The organism is Nocardia sp. NPDC004278 (genome assembly GCF_053602975.1).
Map to the genome: position 1 here is coordinate 146,717 of NZ_JBSGEQ010000021.1, position 18,818 is coordinate 165,534.

Consider the following 18,818-nt stretch of genomic DNA (forward strand, 5'->3'; position numbering starts at 1 on the left):
TAGCCCGAGCCGCGTGCGGAGCCGCGGTCGTCTCGGGACGAACCGCGGTAGCCGCGATCGCCGCCGCTGTGTGAATCTCCCCGGTAGCCACTGCCCCCGTGCGAGGAGCCGCCCCATTCGGCCCCGCGCCGCGTACCTCCCCGTTGCGCCGAACGCGCGTCGCGTGTGCTTCGGTCTGCGCCGCCCCGTCGGGGCTGGTCGCTTCTGTTCCTACGATCCGGTGTGCCATCTCGGCGAGCGGGCGTATTCATGTTGTCCTGTCAGTCTTCTTCGGTACCGAGATCCAAATCGGTCTCGGCGGATTTCTTCAGCCTGGTGTAACGGGGGTCCGTCTCCAGGCTCTCGTTGATCTCGTCGATCAGGTCGACGCCCGGCAGTAGGGGCGCCAGTGGCGGCAGGTCGGTCAGCGATGCGAGTCCGATCCGTTCCAGGAACAGTTCGGTCGTGCGGTACTGCGTGCCGTTCGTCTCCGGGTCCACCCCGGCCTCAGCGATCAGTCCGCGAGCCAGCAGGGTTCGCATCACGCCGTCGACGTTCACGCCGCGCACCGCGCTGACCCTGGTCCGGGTCACCGGTTGGCGGTATGCCACCACCGCCAGTGTTTCCAATGCCGCCCGTGTCAATTTCGAACGCGCACCGTCGAGCAGCATCCGTTCCACATATGGCGCGTACTCGCTGCGAGTATAGAAGCGCCAGCCGTCACCTACGAAACGCAGGTCGATGCCACTGGCCCGCGCGGACAGTTCCGCCGACATCGCGAGCAGTGCCCGCTCCACTCGCGCCGGGCTGTCCCGCAACGCGTCGGCCAGCAGTTCTACCGGCGCCGGAGCATCCACGATGAGCAGCATCGCCTCCAACGCCGATCGGAATTCGTCATCGTCCAACGGCTCCGGCGTGAGGTCCGCCACTGTCTTGTCCGAAGCCGACACATTCTCGGTCGATCGCGCCGCCACGGCCGATTTCCCGCCTTCGGCGCTCACACCGGACGGCTCATCACTTGGTGCACTCGACGGTGCGTCACCATCGGTTCGTCTGCTAGGGCCACTCGGCGACAGCTCATCTGCAGCCGAAGACTCCGCATCGGAGGGAGCCGCGCTATCGCCGCGTTCATTAGACGCCAACTCGTCGGCATCCTCTCCCGCCACATCAGAGGGCACTGCGCCCAACGCACTCGACGGTGCGGTGTCGTCGATTCGGCCGCCAAGGCCACTCGGCGACAACTCGTCCGCACTCGTCGCCCCATCATCAGTAGGAGCCGCGTCCTCGGAGCGCTTGCCCGCCACGATCGCCGCGCTCTCCTGGGCATCACTTGTCCCCGCACTCTCGCCAACGACGACACCGTCGTACTCCACCGATGCCGCGGCGTCCGTAGTGCGCTCACCGAACTCCTCGCTCACGACCGCGCCCCGCTAGCGCCCGGTTCCGTCGTGCGCTGTGACATGGTGCGCTCGCTCACCCGTAGTCCTCCTCGATGGTCACAGTGTCGGCGGTCTCGTCCTTCGGGTCGCCGGTCCAGCTCACCGAGAGCGGGCCGAGCGGGTCGGGTTGGTCGAACTCGATGGTCTTGCCTCGGTACAGCTCGAGCAGGGCCAGGAAGCGGGCGACGATCTGGATCGGCACTTCGCAGTCGGCGACCAGTTCGCCGAAGGTGGTCCAGCCGCCCGGTCCGCGCAGTTTGAGCTGTTCGAGCACCAGCGCGGCCTGTTCGGCAACCGAGAAGGCGTGCTGGTGCAGATGGTCGAGTCCGACCTTGGGCGCCGGCCGGGGCCGGAAGGCCGCGGCGGCGATCGCGGCGAATTCGTGTACGTCCACCCCCAGCGTAACCTCGGGCAGCAGGTCGGCGAAGCGCTCCTCCAGGCCGACCGCGCGCGGGTAGCGGCGCAGCGCGACCGCTTCCAATTCGCCGAGCAGTTCGGCGACCTGCTTGAACGCGCGGTATTGCAGCAGCCGGGCGAAGAGCAGGTCGCGCGCCTCGAGGAGTTCGAGATCTTCGGCGTCAGTCACCTCACCCGATGGCAGCAGCCGGGCCGCCTTGAGATCGAGCAATGTGGCCGCAACGACCAGGAATTCGGTGGTCTGATCCAGAATCTTGTCGGCGCGCAGCGTGTCCTGCTGCCCGATGCTCGCGGTCAAGGCCTTGGTGTAGGCGATGAATTCATCGGTCACCTGATGCAGCGCAACCTCGGTGACATCGAGCTTGCGCGAACTGATCAGATTCAACAGCAGATCGAACGGCCCTTGAAAGTTGCTCAGCCGCAGCTGAAACCCCGCCTGCCGCGCCGATGCCGCATCGGCGCCAGCCGGGTCGGCCGATCCAGCAACCGGATCACCAGGTACAACGCCGGAATCGGCCGGTGCCGAGGCCGCGCCCGGTGCGCCACCGGAAGCGCGCCGCGCCGCAGGAACATCGTCCGCACCAGCGTCTGCAGCACGCCGGGCATTGGCATCACCGCGCGACGCGTCCGCACCGCCGCTCGGTCTGCCGACACGATCGTGCTGCGCGACATCGGAATCACGCTCGCCCCCGGGAACCTCGTGCACAGCCGCATCCACCTGCGCAGCACCAAGTGCCCCCAGCGCCGCCTCGGAACCCCCCTGCACTACCGCCGACTCCCCCTCATTTCCAGGTCTACCAGGGAGATCATCTTGTGCGGCAGCGGAATCACGCGCACCCGCATGGTCGGCCGACATGGCACGCCCGGCGCCGGAGCCCTGATCGGCGAACTCACCAGACTCCGAGCCGAGCGTATTCGCATTCGTCGATGGCGCCGGTTCAGTACCGCCGATCACCGGCCGGACCGGTGGATGACTTCCCGCGCCATCGCCCGATATGCTTCGGCCCCACCGGATTTCGGTGCCCATGTGGTGATCGGTTCACCCGCGACGCTGGCGTCGGGAAAGCGCACGGTCCGCGCGATCGCCGTGTCGTACACCAGATCGCCGAAGACCTCGACGACGCGCGCCATGACCTGGCGCGAATGTAGTAGCCGCGCATCGAACATGGTCACCACGATGCCGTACAGGCTCAGCCGTTGGTTGAGGCGGTCGCGCACCTTCTCCACGGTGTCGTTGAGCAGCGCCAGCCCACGCAGCGAGAAGTATTCGCATTCCATCGGAATGATCACGCCATCGGAACAGGCCAGCGCATTCACCGTCAGCAGCCCGAGCGAGGGCTGGCAGTCGATGAGGATGTAGTCGTAGCGGTCGCGCACCGGTTCCAGTGCACGGCCCAGGGTCTGTTCCCGGCCGACCTCGTTGACCAGCTGGATCTCCGCGGCCGACAGATCGATATTGCTCGGCAGCAGATGCAGATTCTCGACGCGGGTCTCCATGAGGACGTCGTCGATGGAGACCTTGGATCCGATCAGCAGGTTGTGCACGGTCAGATCGAGATCGTGGTGGGCAACACCCAGTCCCGCCGACAGCGCACCCTGCGGATCCAGGTCGACCAGCAGCACCCGACGGCCGAACTCCGCGAGCGCGGCACCGAGGTTGATGGTCGAGGTGGTCTTGCCGACACCACCCTTCTGATTGCACATGGCCACAATGAGGGCATCGCCGTGCCGCTCGACCGGTGGCGGCTCGGGCACGATACGCAGCGGACGCCCGGTGGGACCGAGCGTCGCGTCTTCAGGGACGGGTTCGGCGCCGTTGCCCCACAGCGTCTCCGCCGCGGCCTCCGAGTACGGACCCATCCGGGGACCCGTAAGCGGCTGCGCCCCAGCACCCATCGGCGGCTCTGCCGCACCGGCTGTCGTCACGATCCGCTGCTCCTTATACGTTCCTGCCCGTTGCCTTCGCCCGACTCCGGCATCATCTGCCCGAGCGTAGCGAGGCCGATCAGGCCCGACCTCGCTTTCGTACGGTCCAGCTCTCGATAGACGCTACCGCTTGACAGCGCAAGACCCACGCTCGGACACGCGACACCCACGTTTACCTGCACAAGCGTTCACTCCCCTGACGCCGATCCGGTTCGCCGTCGAAACCGATATCGACCCGGACGATACCCGGTGCGCGGATCCGCCCCGCACACCTTACTTGTCCGCCGCACCCGGATTCATCGGACAAAGCCACACCGAAAAGCGCGCTGGCTAGCGGGCACGCGGGTGGGCGGTGGCCCAGACCTCGCGCAGGGTGTTCACGGTGACGAGGGTGTAGATCTGCGTGGTGGTCACCGAGGCGTGCCCCAGAAGTTCTTGGACCACACGCACATCGGCGCCGCCGTCGAGTAGATGTGTTGCGAAGGAATGACGCAGGGTGTGCGGGGATACGGTGGCGCCGATACCGGCACGTTCGGCGGCGGTCTGCAGCACCTGCCAGGCACTCTGCCGCGACAGCCGTCCGCCGCGTGCGTTGAGAAACAGCGCACCCGCAGTGCCTTTTCCATTGGCGGCGAGCACCGGCCGCCCGCGCACCAGGTACGCCTCGACCGCGGCGAGCGCGGGCCTGCCGATCGGGACCATCCGCTGCTTGCCGCCCTTACCGTGCAAGACCACCGCACGCTCCTCGGTGTCGAGGTCGTCCGCATCGAGTCCGACCATCTCCGAGATCCGCGCACCGGTCGAATACAGCAACTCGAGCAGTGCGCGGTCGCGCAATCCGCGTGGCCCGCCATCGGTTCCGGCCCCATTCGCCTCGGCATCGCCGATCGGCCCGCCTCCCGCGGCCTCCAGCAACCGCAGAACCTGGTCGTACGGTAGGGCTTTCGGCAACCGGCGGCCCGGCGCGGGCGGTTTCACCGTATGTGCGACATCTGTGCTCGTCATTCCCTCTGCGGCAGCAAAACGATGCAGCCCACGCACCGCGATCAGCGCACGGGCGACCGAACTGGCGGCCAGCGGCGGGTGGGCGGCCCCGCCCGCCCGCAGCACCATGGTGAATTCCGCGACATCGGATTCGCCGACCTGCTCGAGCGCCGTAATGCCGCGTCCGGTCAGGAAATCCCGATACCGGTCGAGATCACGGCGATAGGCGCCGAGGGTGTTGCGCGCGGCGCCGCGCTCGACCGCGAGATGGTCGAGATAGGCCTCCAGTTCGCGCGCGAGCACCCTCGTCAGTCTTCGGACTGTTGCCGCGCCGCCTTGCGGCGCAGGAACGCGGTCGACTGTCCCGGCCACGGCGCGTCGGCGGGACGCAGTTCGGTCCCGCCCGCCCGGGCGGCGGCAAGGGCGAACACACCGGCAACCGCCGTGGCATTGACGATCTCACCGGCCAACGCGGCCCGCACAGCCTCCTCGACCGGCATGCGGACCAGTTCGAGATCCGCCTCCTCCAACTCCGGTTCGGGCCGGTCGGTTTCGTACAGGCCGCGCGCGAAGTACACCCGCAGCGCCTCATCGGTGAAGCCGGGCGAGAGCGCGACATCCACCAGCACCGCCCATTCCCTGGCGGCCAATCCGGTCTCCTCGGCCAATTCGCGCTTGGCCGCTTCGAGCGGATCCTCACCGGGTACGTCGAGCAGACCCGCGGGCAACTCGAGCAGTCGAACGCCGATCGGATGCCGATACTGCCTGATCAACACGACATTGTCGGCGTCATCGATGGCCGCGACCGCGACCGCGGCATGGTGCTCGATCACCTCGCGTTCGACCACCCGCCCGCCCGGCATGGCCACCTCGTCCAGCCGCAATGCGAGAATCGCGCCGCTGTACACGGTCTTGCTCGCCACTGTCTCGAAATCGTGACTGCCCGGCCGGGCTCCCCCGTTATCACTCATTTACGATGCCTGATCTGCGTTCGCGAACTCTTCGTCCGGGATATCGACCGGAAGCCGCTCGGCCAGTTTATATTTCAACGCCGCGGAGATCAGCGCCGCGAACAGTGGATGTGGCCGGGTCGGGCGGCTCTTGAGTTCGGGATGGGCCTGGGTGGCCACGAAGAACGGGTGCTTGTCCGCGGGCAGCTCGACGAATTCGACCAGATGCCCGTCGGGCGAGGTGCCGCTGAACTTCAGACCGCTGGTGGCGATCTTGTCCCGGTAGGCGTTGTTCACCTCATAGCGATGCCGGTGCCGCTCCGAGACCTGCTCGGTGCCGTAGGCCTGCGCGACAACCGACCCCTTCAGCAGCGTGGCCGGGTAGGCGCCGAGGCGCATGGTGCCACCGAGATCGGCCTCACCGGCCACGATGTCCTTCTGGTCGGCCATGGTGGAGATCACCGGATGTGGTGTGTCCGGCTCGAATTCGGCCGAATTGGCCTCGGCCAGACCGACCGAGCGCGCGGCCTCGATGACCACACACTGCAAACCGAGGCAGAGCCCGAGCAATGGCAGCCCGCGGGTGCGGGCGTAGGTGATCGCGCCGACCTTGCCCTCGATGCCGCGAATACCGAATCCACCGGGAATGAGCACCGCGTCCACATCGCGCAAAGCGGCCTGCGCGCCTGCCGGCGTCGCGCACTCGTCGGACTGCACCCAGTGGATATTCACCTTGGCCCGCGAGGCGAACCCGCCCGCGCGCAATGCCTCGGTGACCGACAGGTACGCATCGGGCAGATCGACGTACTTGCCGACCAATGCGACCTCGACCGTCTCCCGCGGCTGATGCACCCGATCGAGCAGATCGCCCCATACCGTCCAGTCCACGTCCCGGAACGGCAGCCCGAGCCTGCGCACCACATAGGCGTCCAGGCCCTCGCGGTGCAGCACCTTGGGAATGTCATAGATCGACGGCGCGTCCGGGGTAGAGATGCAGGCATCGACATCGACGTCACACATCAGCGCAATCTTGCTCTTGAGCGCCTGGGGCACGTCACGATCGCAGCGCAGGATCAGTGCGTCGGGCTGGATACCGATATTGCGCAGCGCGGCCACCGAGTGCTGGGTCGGCTTGGTCTTGAGCTCACCCGAGGGCGCGAGGTAGGGCACCAGCGATACGTGCAGGAAGAACACATTGTCCCGGCCCACGTCGTGGCGGATCTGCCGAGCCGCCTCGAGGAAGGGCTGCGATTCGATATCGCCGACGGTGCCACCGATTTCGGTGATCACCACATCGGGCACCTGCCCTTGCAAATCCGGGCCCTGCATGGCGAGTATGCGACTCTTGATCTCGTCGGTGATGTGCGGAATCACCTGGACCGTGTCACCGAGATATTCGCCGCGCCGCTCCTTGGCGATCACCGACGAATAGATTTGCCCGGTAGTCACGTTCGCGTCCCGGGACAGGTCCCGATCGAGGAACCGTTCGTAGTGACCGACATCGAGATCGGTCTCGGCGCCGTCTTCGGTGACGAACACTTCTCCGTGCTGGAACGGATTCATGGTGCCCGGATCGACGTTCAAGTACGGGTCGAGTTTCTGCATGGTCACCCGCAGTCCGCGCGCGGTCAGCAGCTGACCGAGGCTGGAGGCGGTAAGACCCTTACCCAATGAGGAGGCGACACCACCGCTGACGAAGATGTGCTTCGTGGCCGTTCGCGCCTGATTCCGTGTATGACCCACGGGTCTTCACGGTAACACGAAAATGCTGGTCTGATCACCCGCCACGCACGTTTGCCACCAAGTCGCTGCCTAGGCTCGGCCGAGCGTCCGGTGCCGTGTGTCGCGGCCCGATGGTGCCCCGTTCCGAGCAACCGCGGCTCGCCGCTTACCTCGGATGCGCTGCGGCCACTCGGAAATGAGCCGGATTGCGAACGGCGCTCGGAGATCTCGTGCGCAGTGGTCGAATCGGCCGAATCCGGATCGGTCTCGGGCTAACCAGAGCGCGGATCAGCTCTGCGGAGAGGTGTTGATTGTGAGGGAGGTCGCCTTGGTTCCGGTTCCGTATCGGCCCGCACCGCCGTTGAGCTGTTCGCTCAGTCCCAGGACGGTGGTGACGCGCCCGATCTCGCGGTCCAGATTGTCGACGGTGGTGACCGCGGTGGCCAGCGCGGCGTCGGAGCGGATGATCGCGATGGGGCCCGGATTGTCGGCGGCACCGGATCGGCCAGCGAGCACCACACCCGCGCCGCGGCCGCGCAGCGCGCCGGTGAACCGGGCGATATTGCTGCCCTGACCGTTTTCGCTGGACTTCGCGCCAGCGCCGGTGACGACCACCGCGAGGTTGACGGGGTGCGCCGGAGTGTCGCCATAGGCGAGGAACCCGCCGCCGCGCAATGTCTCGAGCACCAGGCTCAGCTCCTGCGGGGTGCTGCGCGGTTGTGCGTTCGCGGGGTCGAGCAGCAGCACCAGGCCGAGCAGATCGCCCGCCATACTGCCCTGATCGACCTGTCCGGTGCGCAGCTGCGCGCCCGCCGGAATGACATTGGTGATCGCGGTGCGCATCCGGTCGCCCTCGGCGGCATCGATGAAGGGGTCGGTGAGTGCGATGCGGCCGGTTACGGTGGCGCCGGAGGTTTCCAGATCCTTCGCCACCGCCTCGACATCGGCGGGTTCGGCGTCGGGGGTCGTGAAGACGATGACGCTGCGGTCGGTGAGGGTAGCGCCGAGGATCCGGCCCGCCGAACCAGCGATGAACCGGTCCGCGGCAGTCATTTCATCGGTGAGCCGTCGGTTCCGATCGGTGGCCACATCGAGTTGCTTGCGTAGATCTGATTTATCCGCGCGCAGTCCGGACAGCAGGTCCGCCGCCACGGTCTGTGAGCCGAGCACCACGCCGAGCGCGAGGGCCAGGAAGATCGCGACGATCGAAACCGCATGCTGCCGAAACGAAATCATCGGTTCCCTCCCGCGCCTATCTGGCCCTGGGCCCATAGCGCGAACCGATTCCAGATGTCGGTGGCCCAGTCCAATGCCTCGGCACCGGTATGCGAGGCGATCATGACCACGATCACCGCTAGTAGGGCGGCTAGCACGACCATCGCGATGGCGGTTCCGGAGACCCGGTTTCGGTAGAGCGTTGCGACGGCCTTGGCATCCACGAGTTCGGTGCCGATTTTTAGTCGCGTCAGGAAGGTCGCCGGATTGCTGTCGCGGCGGCCCCGATCGAAGAAGTCGTCCAGCGATGCGGCGGCGCCCGCGGCCACGATCAGCGCCGCACCATGGTGGTGCGCGAGCAGCAGGGCCAGATCGGAGGCTGCGCCGGACGATGGGAACGTCATCGCGCCGATGCCGAGATCCTGGATGCGTTCCAGCCCCTTGGCGTGGCCGTCGGTATCGGCGGGCAGGATCATCTCGGCGCCGCATTTCAAGGTGGCGGTGGTGATTTCGTCCGGGTCGCCGACGATCAGATCGGGGCGGTACCCCTGCTTCATCAACGTATCCGCGCCACGACCGACCCCCACCATGATCGGCGCGTACTCCTTGATGAACGGCTTCAGACGTTTGAGATCGTGCGCATGGTCCGGGCCGTCGGCCACCACGACCACATGGCGATGCTTCATCTCCAGCTCGAGTTCCGGCACACCGATGCCGTCGATGAGCAGCGCGCTCTCGGTGCGGATGAACTCGATCGTATTGCCCGCGAAGGCCTCCAGATGGTCGGCCAGGCCGTTGCGGGCCTCGATCATCCGCTCGGCGATATCGGATTCGGTCAGCTCGATGCCCGTGACCAGAACCTCTGGCACCTTCTTGACCAATTTGTCGGCGTAGACGACGCCCTCGTCGATGCGGACCTTGGTGCCGTCCTTGATCTTGAACGCATCCGAACTCACCGTGTCCAGCAGCAGAATCCCGTTGGCGACCAACACTTCCGGTCCCAGATTGGGGTAGCGGCCCGAGATCGATGGCGAGGTATTCACCACCGCGACCACGCCCGCCTCGACCAGCCGATCGGCGGTCAGCCGATCCAGATCCATCTCATCGAGTATTACGACATCACCGGGCCCGACCCGCTTCAGCAAACGCCTGGTGTTGCGGTCAACCCGAGCTATTCCGGTTAGCCCGGGCAGCGCTTCGGTGTTCTTCGACAACAACGCCAACATCTTCATGGGCCCGATCTTCGCCGCAAACTCTCAACCATTGATGGAGGCGCGCCGCACCATCTACCACATTCGTCACTGTGATAACAGGCGGCACGCCCCCGGCTACCAACTCGGGCCCTGATCAGAAGCAGCCGGCAACCAATCGGCGTTCCACGACGGCGAAGACGGCATCGCCGATCTTGCCGAGCAGTGCGAGCAGTGCGATTGCCAGCAACATGATGTCGGTTCGCCCACTTTTCTGGCTATCAATCAGCAAAACTTCGCCCCGTCATGAATCGATCAGCTCCGCGACCAACAGGAAGAGCCAGCCGTTGGCCAAGCCGAGACGCAGACCGTTCACCATGCGGGCAGTCGGATGACGGCCCCAGCGCAAGCGTGACGACGGCACCGCCGTGATTCGAAGTCGACCGACAGAAGCCCGGCACAATGTGATCCGTGTGACAGGGCTCACGACGAACTCAGACAGTACCCGTATGCTGCCGGTCACAGATATCTCGAAGAGGAGACACTATGGCCAGCAGCACCGTCGACGTCGTCATCGCGGCACCGCGCGATGTCGTCTACAAGTTCTTCACCGAGCGGGAGGGTATCAACCCGTACGTTCCGGTGGACTTCACATTGAAGAGGCCCGGCACCCCTGCACCGAACGGCGTCGGCGCGCAGTACCTGATCGGCAAGGGCGGAGTCGGCATCGTCGAGGAGACCACCAAGCTGGTCCCCGGCGAGCTGATGGAGTACAAGATCGTCAAAGGCGCGCCGGTGAAGCGCCATGTCGGCACCATCACCTTCGCCGACGCCAATGACGGCACCCTGGTCTCCTACACGATGGAGTCCGAGCCCAGCCTTCCTGTCCCCGCCAAGGTCGTCGAATTGGGCCTCAAGAACCTCATCAACCAGTTCATCAAGGGTGCGCAAAAAGCCCTGCGCTGAACAGTCGTCAGGCGAGAGCGCGCTCGGCGCGGGCCGTTTCCAGAAGTTCCTCGGCATGGGCTCGGCCGGTTTCGGTGTCGTCGAGACCGGCCAGCATGCGGGCCAGTTCGATGACGCGCTCGTCCTTGGTCAGGGCGCGGACACCGCTGTTGACCTTGCCCTTGCCGTCATCGGATTTGTCCACCACCAGATGGGTGTCGGCGAAAGCGGCCACCTGCGGTAGGTGGGTCACCACGATCACTTGATGGGTGCGGGCCAGCCGGGCCAATCGGCGACCGATCTCGACCGCGGCCCGGCCGCCGACACCGGCATCGACCTCGTCGAAAACCATGGTTGCGCCGTGATCCGAACTCGCGAGCACCACTTCGAGTGCCAGCATCACGCGCGAGAGCTCACCGCCGGATGCGCTCTTGCTCAAGGGCAATGACTGCGCGCCGGAATGCGCCGAGAGCCGGAACTCCACTTCGTCGACACCAGTCGACCCCGCGTGCAGTTCCGTACCGTCCACCGTCAGCGGCGCCGAGTCCTGCGGGCTTGCGGGCAGCGGCCGCACCACGACCTCGAGTTTCGCCTTGCCCATTGCCAGGCCGCCGAGTTCGGCGCTTACCGCCGAGGCGAGCTTGCCCGCCGACTTCGTACGCGCGGCAGTCAATTTGCGGGCCGCCTCACGAACCCGTTCCGCGGCGATATCCACCTCCGCCGACAATGCGGCCAAGGCCTCTTCGGAGACATCGAGCGAGCTCAGACGCGTGCGCGCCTCATCGGCCCATGCGATCACCCCATCGATATCCGGTGCGTACTTGCGAGTCAACGACTTCAATTCGGCCTGCCGGGTGAGCAGCGAATCCAAAGCGCCGGGGTCCGAAGGCAGATCCGCGAGATAGCCACTGAGTTCGGTGGTCAGATCGACGATCACCGCAATCGCCTCACCGAGTCGCGGACCGAGTCCGGTCAGCGCCGGATCATCGGCCGATTCGATGCGGGCCCGCGCGGCGCCGAGCAATTCCAGTGCGCCCGAACCATCTTCGGGCGAATCGGCGGGACCGGCCAATGCGTCGTGCGCCACCGCGGCGGCCTCACGCAGCGAATCCAGATCGCTGAGCCTACGCACCTCGTCGACAATGCGCACATCCTCACCGGGTTCCGGTGCGATGGCGTCGATTTCGGCCAGCGAATGCTTGAGCCGGTCGGCCTCCAGCGCGAGTTCCCTACTGTGCGCCGTACGTTCGAGCAGTTCGGTGCGGGCAGCCAGCCAGGATCGCCGCTGCACCTGGTACTTACGCAGCAGCGGGCCGACCGCATCCGCCGCGAACTGGTCCAGCGCGGACAACTGCTGATCCGGACGCTGCAGCCGCAGTTGGTCGTTCTGGCCGTGCACGGTCAGCAGCGGTGCGGTGAAATCGGCGAGCACCGAGGCGGGTACACCGCGCCCGCCCAGATGCGCGCGGGAGCGTCCGTCACTGCCGACAGTGCGGATCGCGATGACGCTGCCGTCGTCATCGCGTTCGGCCGCAGCCGATTCCAGTACTTCCTGCACTTGCTTCTGCGCGGTCGTATTCACCTCGTCGACGGTGAACCGTCCCTCGACCACGGCGCGCGCCGCACCCAACCGGACCCGGCCCGCATCGGCCCGCGCCCCGCTGAGCAGGTGCAGGCTGGTCACCACCATGGTCTTACCGGCGCCGGTCTCACCGGTCAGAACCGTGAGCCCGGCATGGAATTGCGCGGTGGCCGTCGATATGACGCCAAGGCCGTCAATCCTGATCTCTGTCAGCACGTGTGCTCTCCGTTCGCCGTCGGCCACGCCAGCCTGTCACGGGCAATTGGAACTTGCGCACCATCCGGTCGGCGAACGGCGCGGAATCCAACCGCACCCAGCGCACCGGTTCGGCGCCGCGGACCGCCTCGAGCCGCCCGCCCTTGGGCAATGCGAGGGTCCGCCTGCCATCCAGGAAAACTATCGCATCATGGCCCGCCGCAACCGATTCGACGGCGATCCTGGACTCCGGACTGGTCACCAGCGGCCGCGCGAACAGGGCGTGCGCATTGCTCGGAATTACCAGCAGCGCTTCGAGTTCCGGCCACACCACCGGGCCACCCGCGGAGAACGCGTAGGCGGTCGAGCCGGTCGGTGTGGAGATGAGGATGCCGTCGCAACCGAATTGCGAGACCGGACGCCCATCGACCTCGAGGACAACCTCGAGCACACCCATCCGCGCAGCGTTCTCGATGCTGGCTTCGTTGAGCGCCCACCCGGTTTCGACGATCTCGTCGTCCACCCGAACGGTGACATCGATGGTCATCCGGTGTTCGAGGCGATAGTCACCGCGGACCACGCTCGCCAATGCCTCATCGAGATGCTCGGCCTCGGCCTCGGTGAGAAATCCGATGCGACCCAAGTTGATTCCCAGCACCGGCACCCCGGCGGGCCTGGCCAACTCGGCCGCACGCAGGAAGGTGCCGTCACCACCGAGCGATAGGACCATCTCACAACCGACCGCCGCGTCCGGGCAGTGCTCGACCACACTCGCGGGATATCCGCCCGGTTCCGCCACTGCCGTCGCGCCCGGCGCACAGTCGGTATCGAACCGGGTACTGTCCGCCTCGTCCGCGAGCACGCGCAATCCGATGCCCGCGTCGGCGAAGATCTTCGCGACGCGATGGGCGGTCTCGATGATCTCCGCCCGGCCCGGATGCGAAACCAGCAGAATCTCCCTGGATTCGGCCGGTGTCAGCGCGTTCACTGTGGACCCTCCTCAACCGCACGCTCAACGAGAGCCGCGACCTGCTCACCGTCGTATTCGAACTGCCCGTCCTTACGCAGCCACAGAAAGTATTCGACATTGCCCGAGGGACCGGGCAGCGGGCTGGCCACCACCCCGGCGGTGCGCAACCCCAACTCGGCGGCGGCGGCCGCGACATCGCACACCACTTCCGCGCGCAGTGCGGGATCACGCACCACACCGCCGGAGCCTACCCGCTCCTTGCCGACCTCGAACTGTGGCTTCACCATGGGCAGCAGATCGGCGCCCGGAGCGCTGCAGGCCGCGAGCGCGGGCAGCACCAGAGTCAGCGAGATGAACGACAGATCACCGACCACCAGTTCAACGGTGCCACCGATGGATTCGGGGGTGATGGCGCGGACATTGGTGCGGTCGTGGACTCGCACCCGGTCATCGTTCTGCAAGCGCCAGATCAGTTGGCCGTAGCCGACATCGACCGCGACGACCTCCCGCGCCTGCCTCGAGAGCAGCACATCGGTGAAGCCACCGGTCGACGCACCGGCATCCAGGCAGCGTTTACCCGCGACGGTCAATCCCTGCGGTTCGAACGCCGCCAGCGCTCCGAGCAGCTTGTGCGCACCGCGTGATGCCCAGGACACTTCGTCGGGCTCCTCGCGCACGATCAACGGCGTGCCCGCCTCCACAGCGGTCGCCGGTTTCACCGCTACCGTTCCAGCAATCAGGACGCGGCCCGCACCGATCAGCTCGACCGCGTGTTCTCGCGATCGCGCCAATCCGCGGCGAACCAATTCGGCGTCCACCCGCGCGCGTCTGGCCACCTCAGATCTTGTCCACCGTGGCCAAGGCCTGGACGAGCACCTCATGTGCCTGCTCCAGGATGCGGGCGCGCCGGGTGATATCGGCGCCGGAATCGGAGTCGGTCGTCGGCGGGGTCGCCGCCACTCCGGTCCAGGCCGGACGCGCATCGAGTTCGGCCAGCAGCCCGTCGATCTCGGCGCGAATCTTCGCGGGGTCGGCAGGCTCCTGGCGTCCTGGTCCGCCCGGCAGATGCGGGCCGGGACGGGGTCCGTTCGAGCCGGGACCGTAGGTACCGGGGCCATGGGGCTGGGGCGTACCGGGTCCGTTCGGGCGAGGCATCGGAGTAGTCATCGTGGGTTCAACGCTATCGGATTTCCGAACCGGACGCGCGCACCGTTACGGCTCGTCCTGGGTTACGCCGTAAGCGTTCCGCCAAGTCGGCGGCGCCCTCGCTCGGGTCGTCGTCGACCGGCGGGTGATTCAGTGCGTCCAACGACTCCGAGAGATAGGTAGGGATCCGGTCCGCAGGGGCATCGCGCAGTTCGTCGAGGGTGCTGACGCCGGTCAGGACCAGCAGGGATTCGAGGCCGACGCGGTTAGCGCCCTCGATATCGGTGTCCAGGCGATCGCCCACCACCAGCGCGCTGCGCGTTCCGGCGCGCACCAGGGCATCCTCGAGCAGTGGCGCATAGGGTTTGCCCGCCACCAGCGGCTCGCGGCCGGAGGCAGCGCGCAATGCGGCGACCATGGCGCCGTTGCCCGGTGCCAGTCCGCGCTCGTTCGGCAGCGTCTTATCGGTATTGGCGGCGACCCACAGCGCGTCCGCGCTCAATGCATAGGCCGCCTCGGCCAGGTCCGGCCAGGCGGTTTCGGGCGAATGTCCTTGTACGACAGCGTCGGGCGCGGCGCCATTGAAGCGCCGGATGGAGCGCAGCCCGACGGCGTCCACTTCGTTGGCCAGGTCATCGGTGCCGACGATCAATACGGTCGCGCCGGGATCGAGCCGCTCCGCCAACAACCGCGCCGCCGCCTGCGCACTCGTCACGACGTCGTCGGTATCACCCACGAATCCCAATTCGACCAAATGCCGGGCCACCACGTCCGGACCGCGACTCGCATTATTCGTGACATACACAAGTCGCTGCGGCACAACGAAATCCGCCAATGCCTCCGGCGCGCCCTCGATCACCTCGGGCCCGCGATACAGCGTGCCATCCAGATCCAGCAGCAGGGCCTCATACCGATCTCGTAGCCGCTTCACACCACTCTCACTCCATGTCACCGACCGGCACCTTGCCGTGTCCCCGGGGCAGCTCGATCGCTGGGCCTACGGTTCCTCGGCAGCGACCGAGTCATTCGAACCCTACGCCAGCCCGCCGACAGGAGAATGAGGGCATCGACCGGCAGTGCACCCCAAGCACTTTCCGAACACTCGCCCAGATCGCCAGCGCGTTGCGCGACATCACCAACCGTGTCGAAGCAACTCGCCGCCGTCACCTTGCCCACCGATCGCCATCGAACAAATTTTCGATTTCCCAGCGTACGTTGGCTGCCATGGTCAGCTCTCAACACGAGGCAATGCACCGCCTCTTCCAGCACGACCCGGGCACATTCGCCCGCGCCTTCCGCGCTCTCGGGCTTCCCTTCCCCGAGCCGCTCGAAGTGCTCCTGCTGTCCACAGATCTGACCGAACCCGCCCTGGTCGAGCGAAGAGCCGACACCGTACTGCGAGTCTCATCCGCACAAGGACAGTTCCTGCTTCTCGTCGAGGCTCAAAGCAAACACGACCCGACCAGACCAGCAGCCTGGGCGTATTACGTCGCCTTCCTGCACGCGAAATACGTCCTACCGATCGTCCTCCTCGTCGTGTGCCAGGACCGAGTAACCGCGAGCTGGGCACGAGGCCCGCTCCCGATCGGTATGCCGCAATGGACCAGCCTGACCGTTCATCCACTCGTTCTCGGGCCGCACAACGTGCCACCGGTGACCGAGGTAGAGGTCGCCGCCTCCGACATCCCGCTCGCCACATTGTCGGCGATCACGCATGCCAAGGAGGAATGTGCCGGTGCGATACTGGAGACGCTGGCCGCAGCACTGCGGAGCACTGGAGGAACCCCCGAACACAACATCTTCGCCGAGCTCACCGAACTAGGGCTCGGCGACAGCCCAGCCGCCGACATCTGGAGAAAGCTGATGAGCCTGGATCTCTCGTTCTTCCGTTCCCCCACCTCCCAAGCCATGCGTGCCGAAGTTCGAGCCAACTACATTCTGCGAGTACTGGATCGACACGGAATCCCCGTATCCGATGAGATTCGTACTCGCGTGTTGACGTGCACAGATAATGCGCTACTTGACCAGTGGTTCGATCGCGCCCTCACCGCAACTGACGCCATCGACTTGTTCAGCAACGAGTCCTGACGCGTCGACCACACGCCCTGGCGCAGAGCATCCGACGCGAAGTAGCGGTGCTCGGTGATGTCGTTGATCGAATTCTTGCGCGTAGAGATTCTGAACCAATTGGAAAGGTGGCTCGATCGTGCGCTCGAAGCAAAGGTGACGGACGATTGTTCGTCGACGGCTACAGCCTCGAGCGGGACGCGTGTCGATGGGACGTCTGATACCAGCGGCTCCGTATCGGACGTCCCGATTCTCTACAGGTCGGTATCGCCGGTTAGTTCTTCGGCGCGTTCCTCGGCATCGGTTTCACCGTCGAGGTCGGCGGAGGCGGCGTTGAGGAACCAGGTGAGGCCCTCGGCGGTGCGGCCTGCTGCGACCAATGCGTCAGCGTAAGCGTAGAAAAGGCGCGCGGCGGCCGAGCCCGTGCGGGACGGGTCCAGTTCCGAGGTTTGCAAGGTGACCACGGCCTGGTCGTATTGGCCGAGGTCCATGCGAGCGCCCGCGACGACAATGCGCAGTTCGGTGGCCTCATCACCGCGCAGGGCGCGGGCCTCGTCGCTGCGGCCCAATTCGATGGCGCGTTCGGGGCGGCCGAGGCCGCGCTCACAGTCGGCCATCACGGCAAGCAGACCGGAGCCGCCGGACATCCGGCGGGCGGTACGTAGTTCGGAAAGGGCCTCGGCCCATTCACCCGCATGGTAAGCGGTGACACCAGCGGTTTCGCGGACCACGGCAATGCGACCGGCACGTTGGCGCGCGGCGCGCGCGTGGGCCAGAGCAAGACGCGGATCGTCATCGATCAGTCGAGCCGCCATCACGAGGTGGCGGGCGACCGTTTCGGCATTGCCTTTATCCAGACTCAGCAGATCGCGGCGCACCTCGACTTCGAGATCGGTCGCCTGAACGTCATCCGGCAGATCCGGCTCTTCTGGGCGCGGCGCACGACGATCCGCCGAGCCGCCCCCGGCGCGTGCGCCTTCGCCGCCCCGTCGGCGGTCCTGCGAGTCATCGCCGCGCTGCGTCCAACCGCCACGCTGGCCCGAACCGCCACGGCCACCGGAGTCACCGCCCCGACCGAAACCGCCGCGCTGACCAGCATCCTCACGCCGCTTGAACCCGCCGCGCTCACCGGCGTCGCCGCGCTGACCCGAGTCGCCACCCCGCTTGAAACCCCCACGCTCGCCGGAGCCACCACGGCTGAAGCCACCGCGATCACCGGAGTCACCTCGGCTGAAGCCACCGCGCTCGCCCGAGCCACCGCGGCCATAGCCACCACGATCACCCGAATCACCACGGCTGAAACTGCCGCGATCACCGGAGCCACCCCGGCCCGAATCGCCTCGCTCCCCCGAGCTGCGACGGTAACCACGGTCACCGGAGTCACTGCGCTGACCGGCATCACCACCGCGTTTGAAGCCACCGCGCTCACCGGAACCACCGCCACGCTGTCCCGAGTCTTCGCGGCGATTGAAGCCGCCGCGGTCCTGGGATCCACCGCGGTCACCCGCGTCACTACGGCCGAATCCGCCCCGCTCACCAGAATCGCCACTTCGCTTGAAGCCACCGCGCTCACCGGAACCGCCGCGAGCAAAGCCGCGGTCGCCGGAATCGCCACGCTGGTCGGAGTCACCACGATTGAAGCTGCTGCGGCCACCGGTGCCGCCGCGTTTGAAGCCACCACGGTCATCGGAGTCGCCGCGTTTGAAGCCAGCGCGTTCGCCGGAATTACCTCGATCGGTGGAGTCGCCGCGAGAAGCACTGCCTCGATCGCGGTCAGGACCCTCGTTGCGCTGGCCGAAGCCGCGCTCAGGACCGCCACGCCGGAAGGACTTCCGGCCGTCGTTCTGTTCCGACACGGTGGCCCCCTTTCTAGGTTCCGCCAGAGGTAGTCGAACCCCTGAATTCAATCACGTGTCGGCGGTCGGCCCCCGAGCACGGCTTAGATTTAGGTGCATAAACGACGATAGGGGACCCAAAGTTTGGGTCCCCTATCGTGAAGGATGTTCCGGCGGTGTCCTACTCTCCCACACCCTGTCGAGTGCAGTACCATCGGCGCTGGTGGCCTTAGCTTCCGGGTTCGGAATGGGACCG

At 66.3% G+C, this 18,818-nt stretch carries 15 protein-coding genes, 1 rRNA gene and 1 pseudogene; 2 read left to right on the top strand and 15 right to left on the bottom strand.

All coding sequences use genetic code 11. The features are described from left to right. Positions 1 to 260: 260 nt before the first annotated feature. The 8 genes from scpB to steA form a co-directional block, all read right to left on the bottom strand. Positions 261 to 953, bottom strand: coding sequence for an SMC-Scp complex subunit ScpB (gene scpB, locus ACWEO2_RS28585; protein WP_452408163.1), 693 nt, complete (start codon positions 951 to 953; stop codon positions 261 to 263). Between the two features lie 499 nt (positions 954 to 1,452). Beyond that, positions 1,453 to 2,259 (bottom strand): segregation and condensation protein A, encoded by an 807-nt coding sequence (locus tag ACWEO2_RS28590; RefSeq protein WP_452408164.1) that lies wholly within the window; start codon positions 2,257 to 2,259, stop codon positions 1,453 to 1,455. A gap of 527 nt (positions 2,260 to 2,786) precedes the next feature. Next, positions 2,787 to 3,695 (bottom strand): ParA family protein, encoded by a 909-nt coding sequence (locus ACWEO2_RS28595; RefSeq protein ID WP_355183445.1) that lies wholly within the window; start codon positions 3,693 to 3,695, stop codon positions 2,787 to 2,789. Positions 3,696 to 4,091: 396 nt separating this feature from the next. Next, positions 4,092 to 5,048, bottom strand: coding sequence for a site-specific tyrosine recombinase XerD (gene xerD, locus ACWEO2_RS28600; RefSeq protein ID WP_452408151.1), 957 nt, complete (start codon positions 5,046 to 5,048; stop codon positions 4,092 to 4,094). A 5-nt stretch (positions 5,049 to 5,053) separates the two neighbouring features. Further along, positions 5,054 to 5,716 carry an NUDIX hydrolase gene (locus ACWEO2_RS28605; RefSeq protein WP_355183323.1) on the bottom strand — a complete coding sequence of 221 codons (663 nt, stop codon included), beginning with the start codon at positions 5,714 to 5,716 and terminating at the stop codon, positions 5,054 to 5,056. Further along, positions 5,717 to 7,438 (bottom strand): CTP synthase, encoded by a 1,722-nt coding sequence (locus ACWEO2_RS28610; RefSeq protein WP_354958067.1) that lies wholly within the window; start codon positions 7,436 to 7,438, stop codon positions 5,717 to 5,719. Between the two features lie 267 nt (positions 7,439 to 7,705). Further along, the gene (locus ACWEO2_RS28615) at positions 7,706 to 8,653 is read right to left on the bottom strand and encodes a copper transporter (protein ID WP_452408152.1); all 948 of its coding nucleotides are present in this window, start codon (positions 8,651 to 8,653) and stop codon (positions 7,706 to 7,708) included. Further along, entirely contained in the window at positions 8,650 to 9,864 is a 1,215-nt protein-coding gene (gene steA, locus ACWEO2_RS28620) for a putative cytokinetic ring protein SteA (protein WP_452408153.1), read from the bottom strand. The genes ACWEO2_RS28615 and steA overlap by 4 nt, the downstream gene beginning before the upstream one ends. A gap of 504 nt (positions 9,865 to 10,368) precedes the next feature. On the opposite strand from steA, the gene ACWEO2_RS28625 reads away from it, so the two are divergent. Next, a complete protein-coding gene (locus ACWEO2_RS28625) occupies positions 10,369 to 10,788 on the top strand; it encodes an SRPBCC family protein (RefSeq protein ID WP_452408154.1) in 420 nt (139 codons plus the stop codon). 7 nt (positions 10,789 to 10,795) lie between these two features. On the opposite strand, the gene recN is transcribed toward ACWEO2_RS28625, so the two are convergent. From recN to ACWEO2_RS28650, 5 genes are read right to left on the bottom strand one after another with little or no spacing between them, the layout of a single operon-like run. Beyond that, positions 10,796 to 12,565 carry a DNA repair protein RecN gene (recN, locus tag ACWEO2_RS28630; RefSeq protein WP_452408155.1) on the bottom strand — a complete coding sequence of 590 codons (1,770 nt, stop codon included), beginning with the start codon at positions 12,563 to 12,565 and terminating at the stop codon, positions 10,796 to 10,798. Further along, positions 12,543 to 13,532, bottom strand: a complete 990-nt coding sequence (locus ACWEO2_RS28635; protein WP_354958061.1) for an NAD kinase — start codon at positions 13,530 to 13,532, stop codon at positions 12,543 to 12,545. Before ACWEO2_RS28635 ends, recN begins: the two co-directional genes overlap by 23 nt. After that, positions 13,529 to 14,350, bottom strand: a complete 822-nt coding sequence (locus ACWEO2_RS28640) for a TlyA family RNA methyltransferase (protein ID WP_452408156.1) — start codon at positions 14,348 to 14,350, stop codon at positions 13,529 to 13,531. Before ACWEO2_RS28640 ends, ACWEO2_RS28635 begins: the two co-directional genes overlap by 4 nt. Position 14,351: 1 nt before the next feature. Beyond that, the gene (locus ACWEO2_RS28645; RefSeq protein ID WP_452408157.1) at positions 14,352 to 14,681 is read right to left on the bottom strand and encodes a hypothetical protein; all 330 of its coding nucleotides are present in this window, start codon (positions 14,679 to 14,681) and stop codon (positions 14,352 to 14,354) included. Between the two features lie 13 nt (positions 14,682 to 14,694). After that, on the bottom strand, positions 14,695 to 15,591 hold the full coding sequence (locus tag ACWEO2_RS28650) for an HAD-IIA family hydrolase (protein ID WP_452408165.1): 897 nt from the start codon (positions 15,589 to 15,591) through the stop codon (positions 14,695 to 14,697). A gap of 293 nt (positions 15,592 to 15,884) precedes the next feature. On the opposite strand from ACWEO2_RS28650, the gene ACWEO2_RS28655 reads away from it, so the two are divergent. Then, positions 15,885 to 16,748 (top strand): hypothetical protein, encoded by an 864-nt coding sequence (locus ACWEO2_RS28655; protein ID WP_452408158.1) that lies wholly within the window; start codon positions 15,885 to 15,887, stop codon positions 16,746 to 16,748. Between the two features lie 233 nt (positions 16,749 to 16,981). Here ACWEO2_RS28655 and ACWEO2_RS28660 read toward each other — a convergent pair. Beyond that, a pseudogene (locus ACWEO2_RS28660) lies at positions 16,982 to 17,941 on the bottom strand (tetratricopeptide repeat protein); the annotation flags it as partial. A 789-nt stretch (positions 17,942 to 18,730) separates the two neighbouring features. Beyond that, a 5S ribosomal RNA gene (gene rrf / locus ACWEO2_RS28665) occupies positions 18,731 to 18,818 on the bottom strand; the annotation flags it as partial.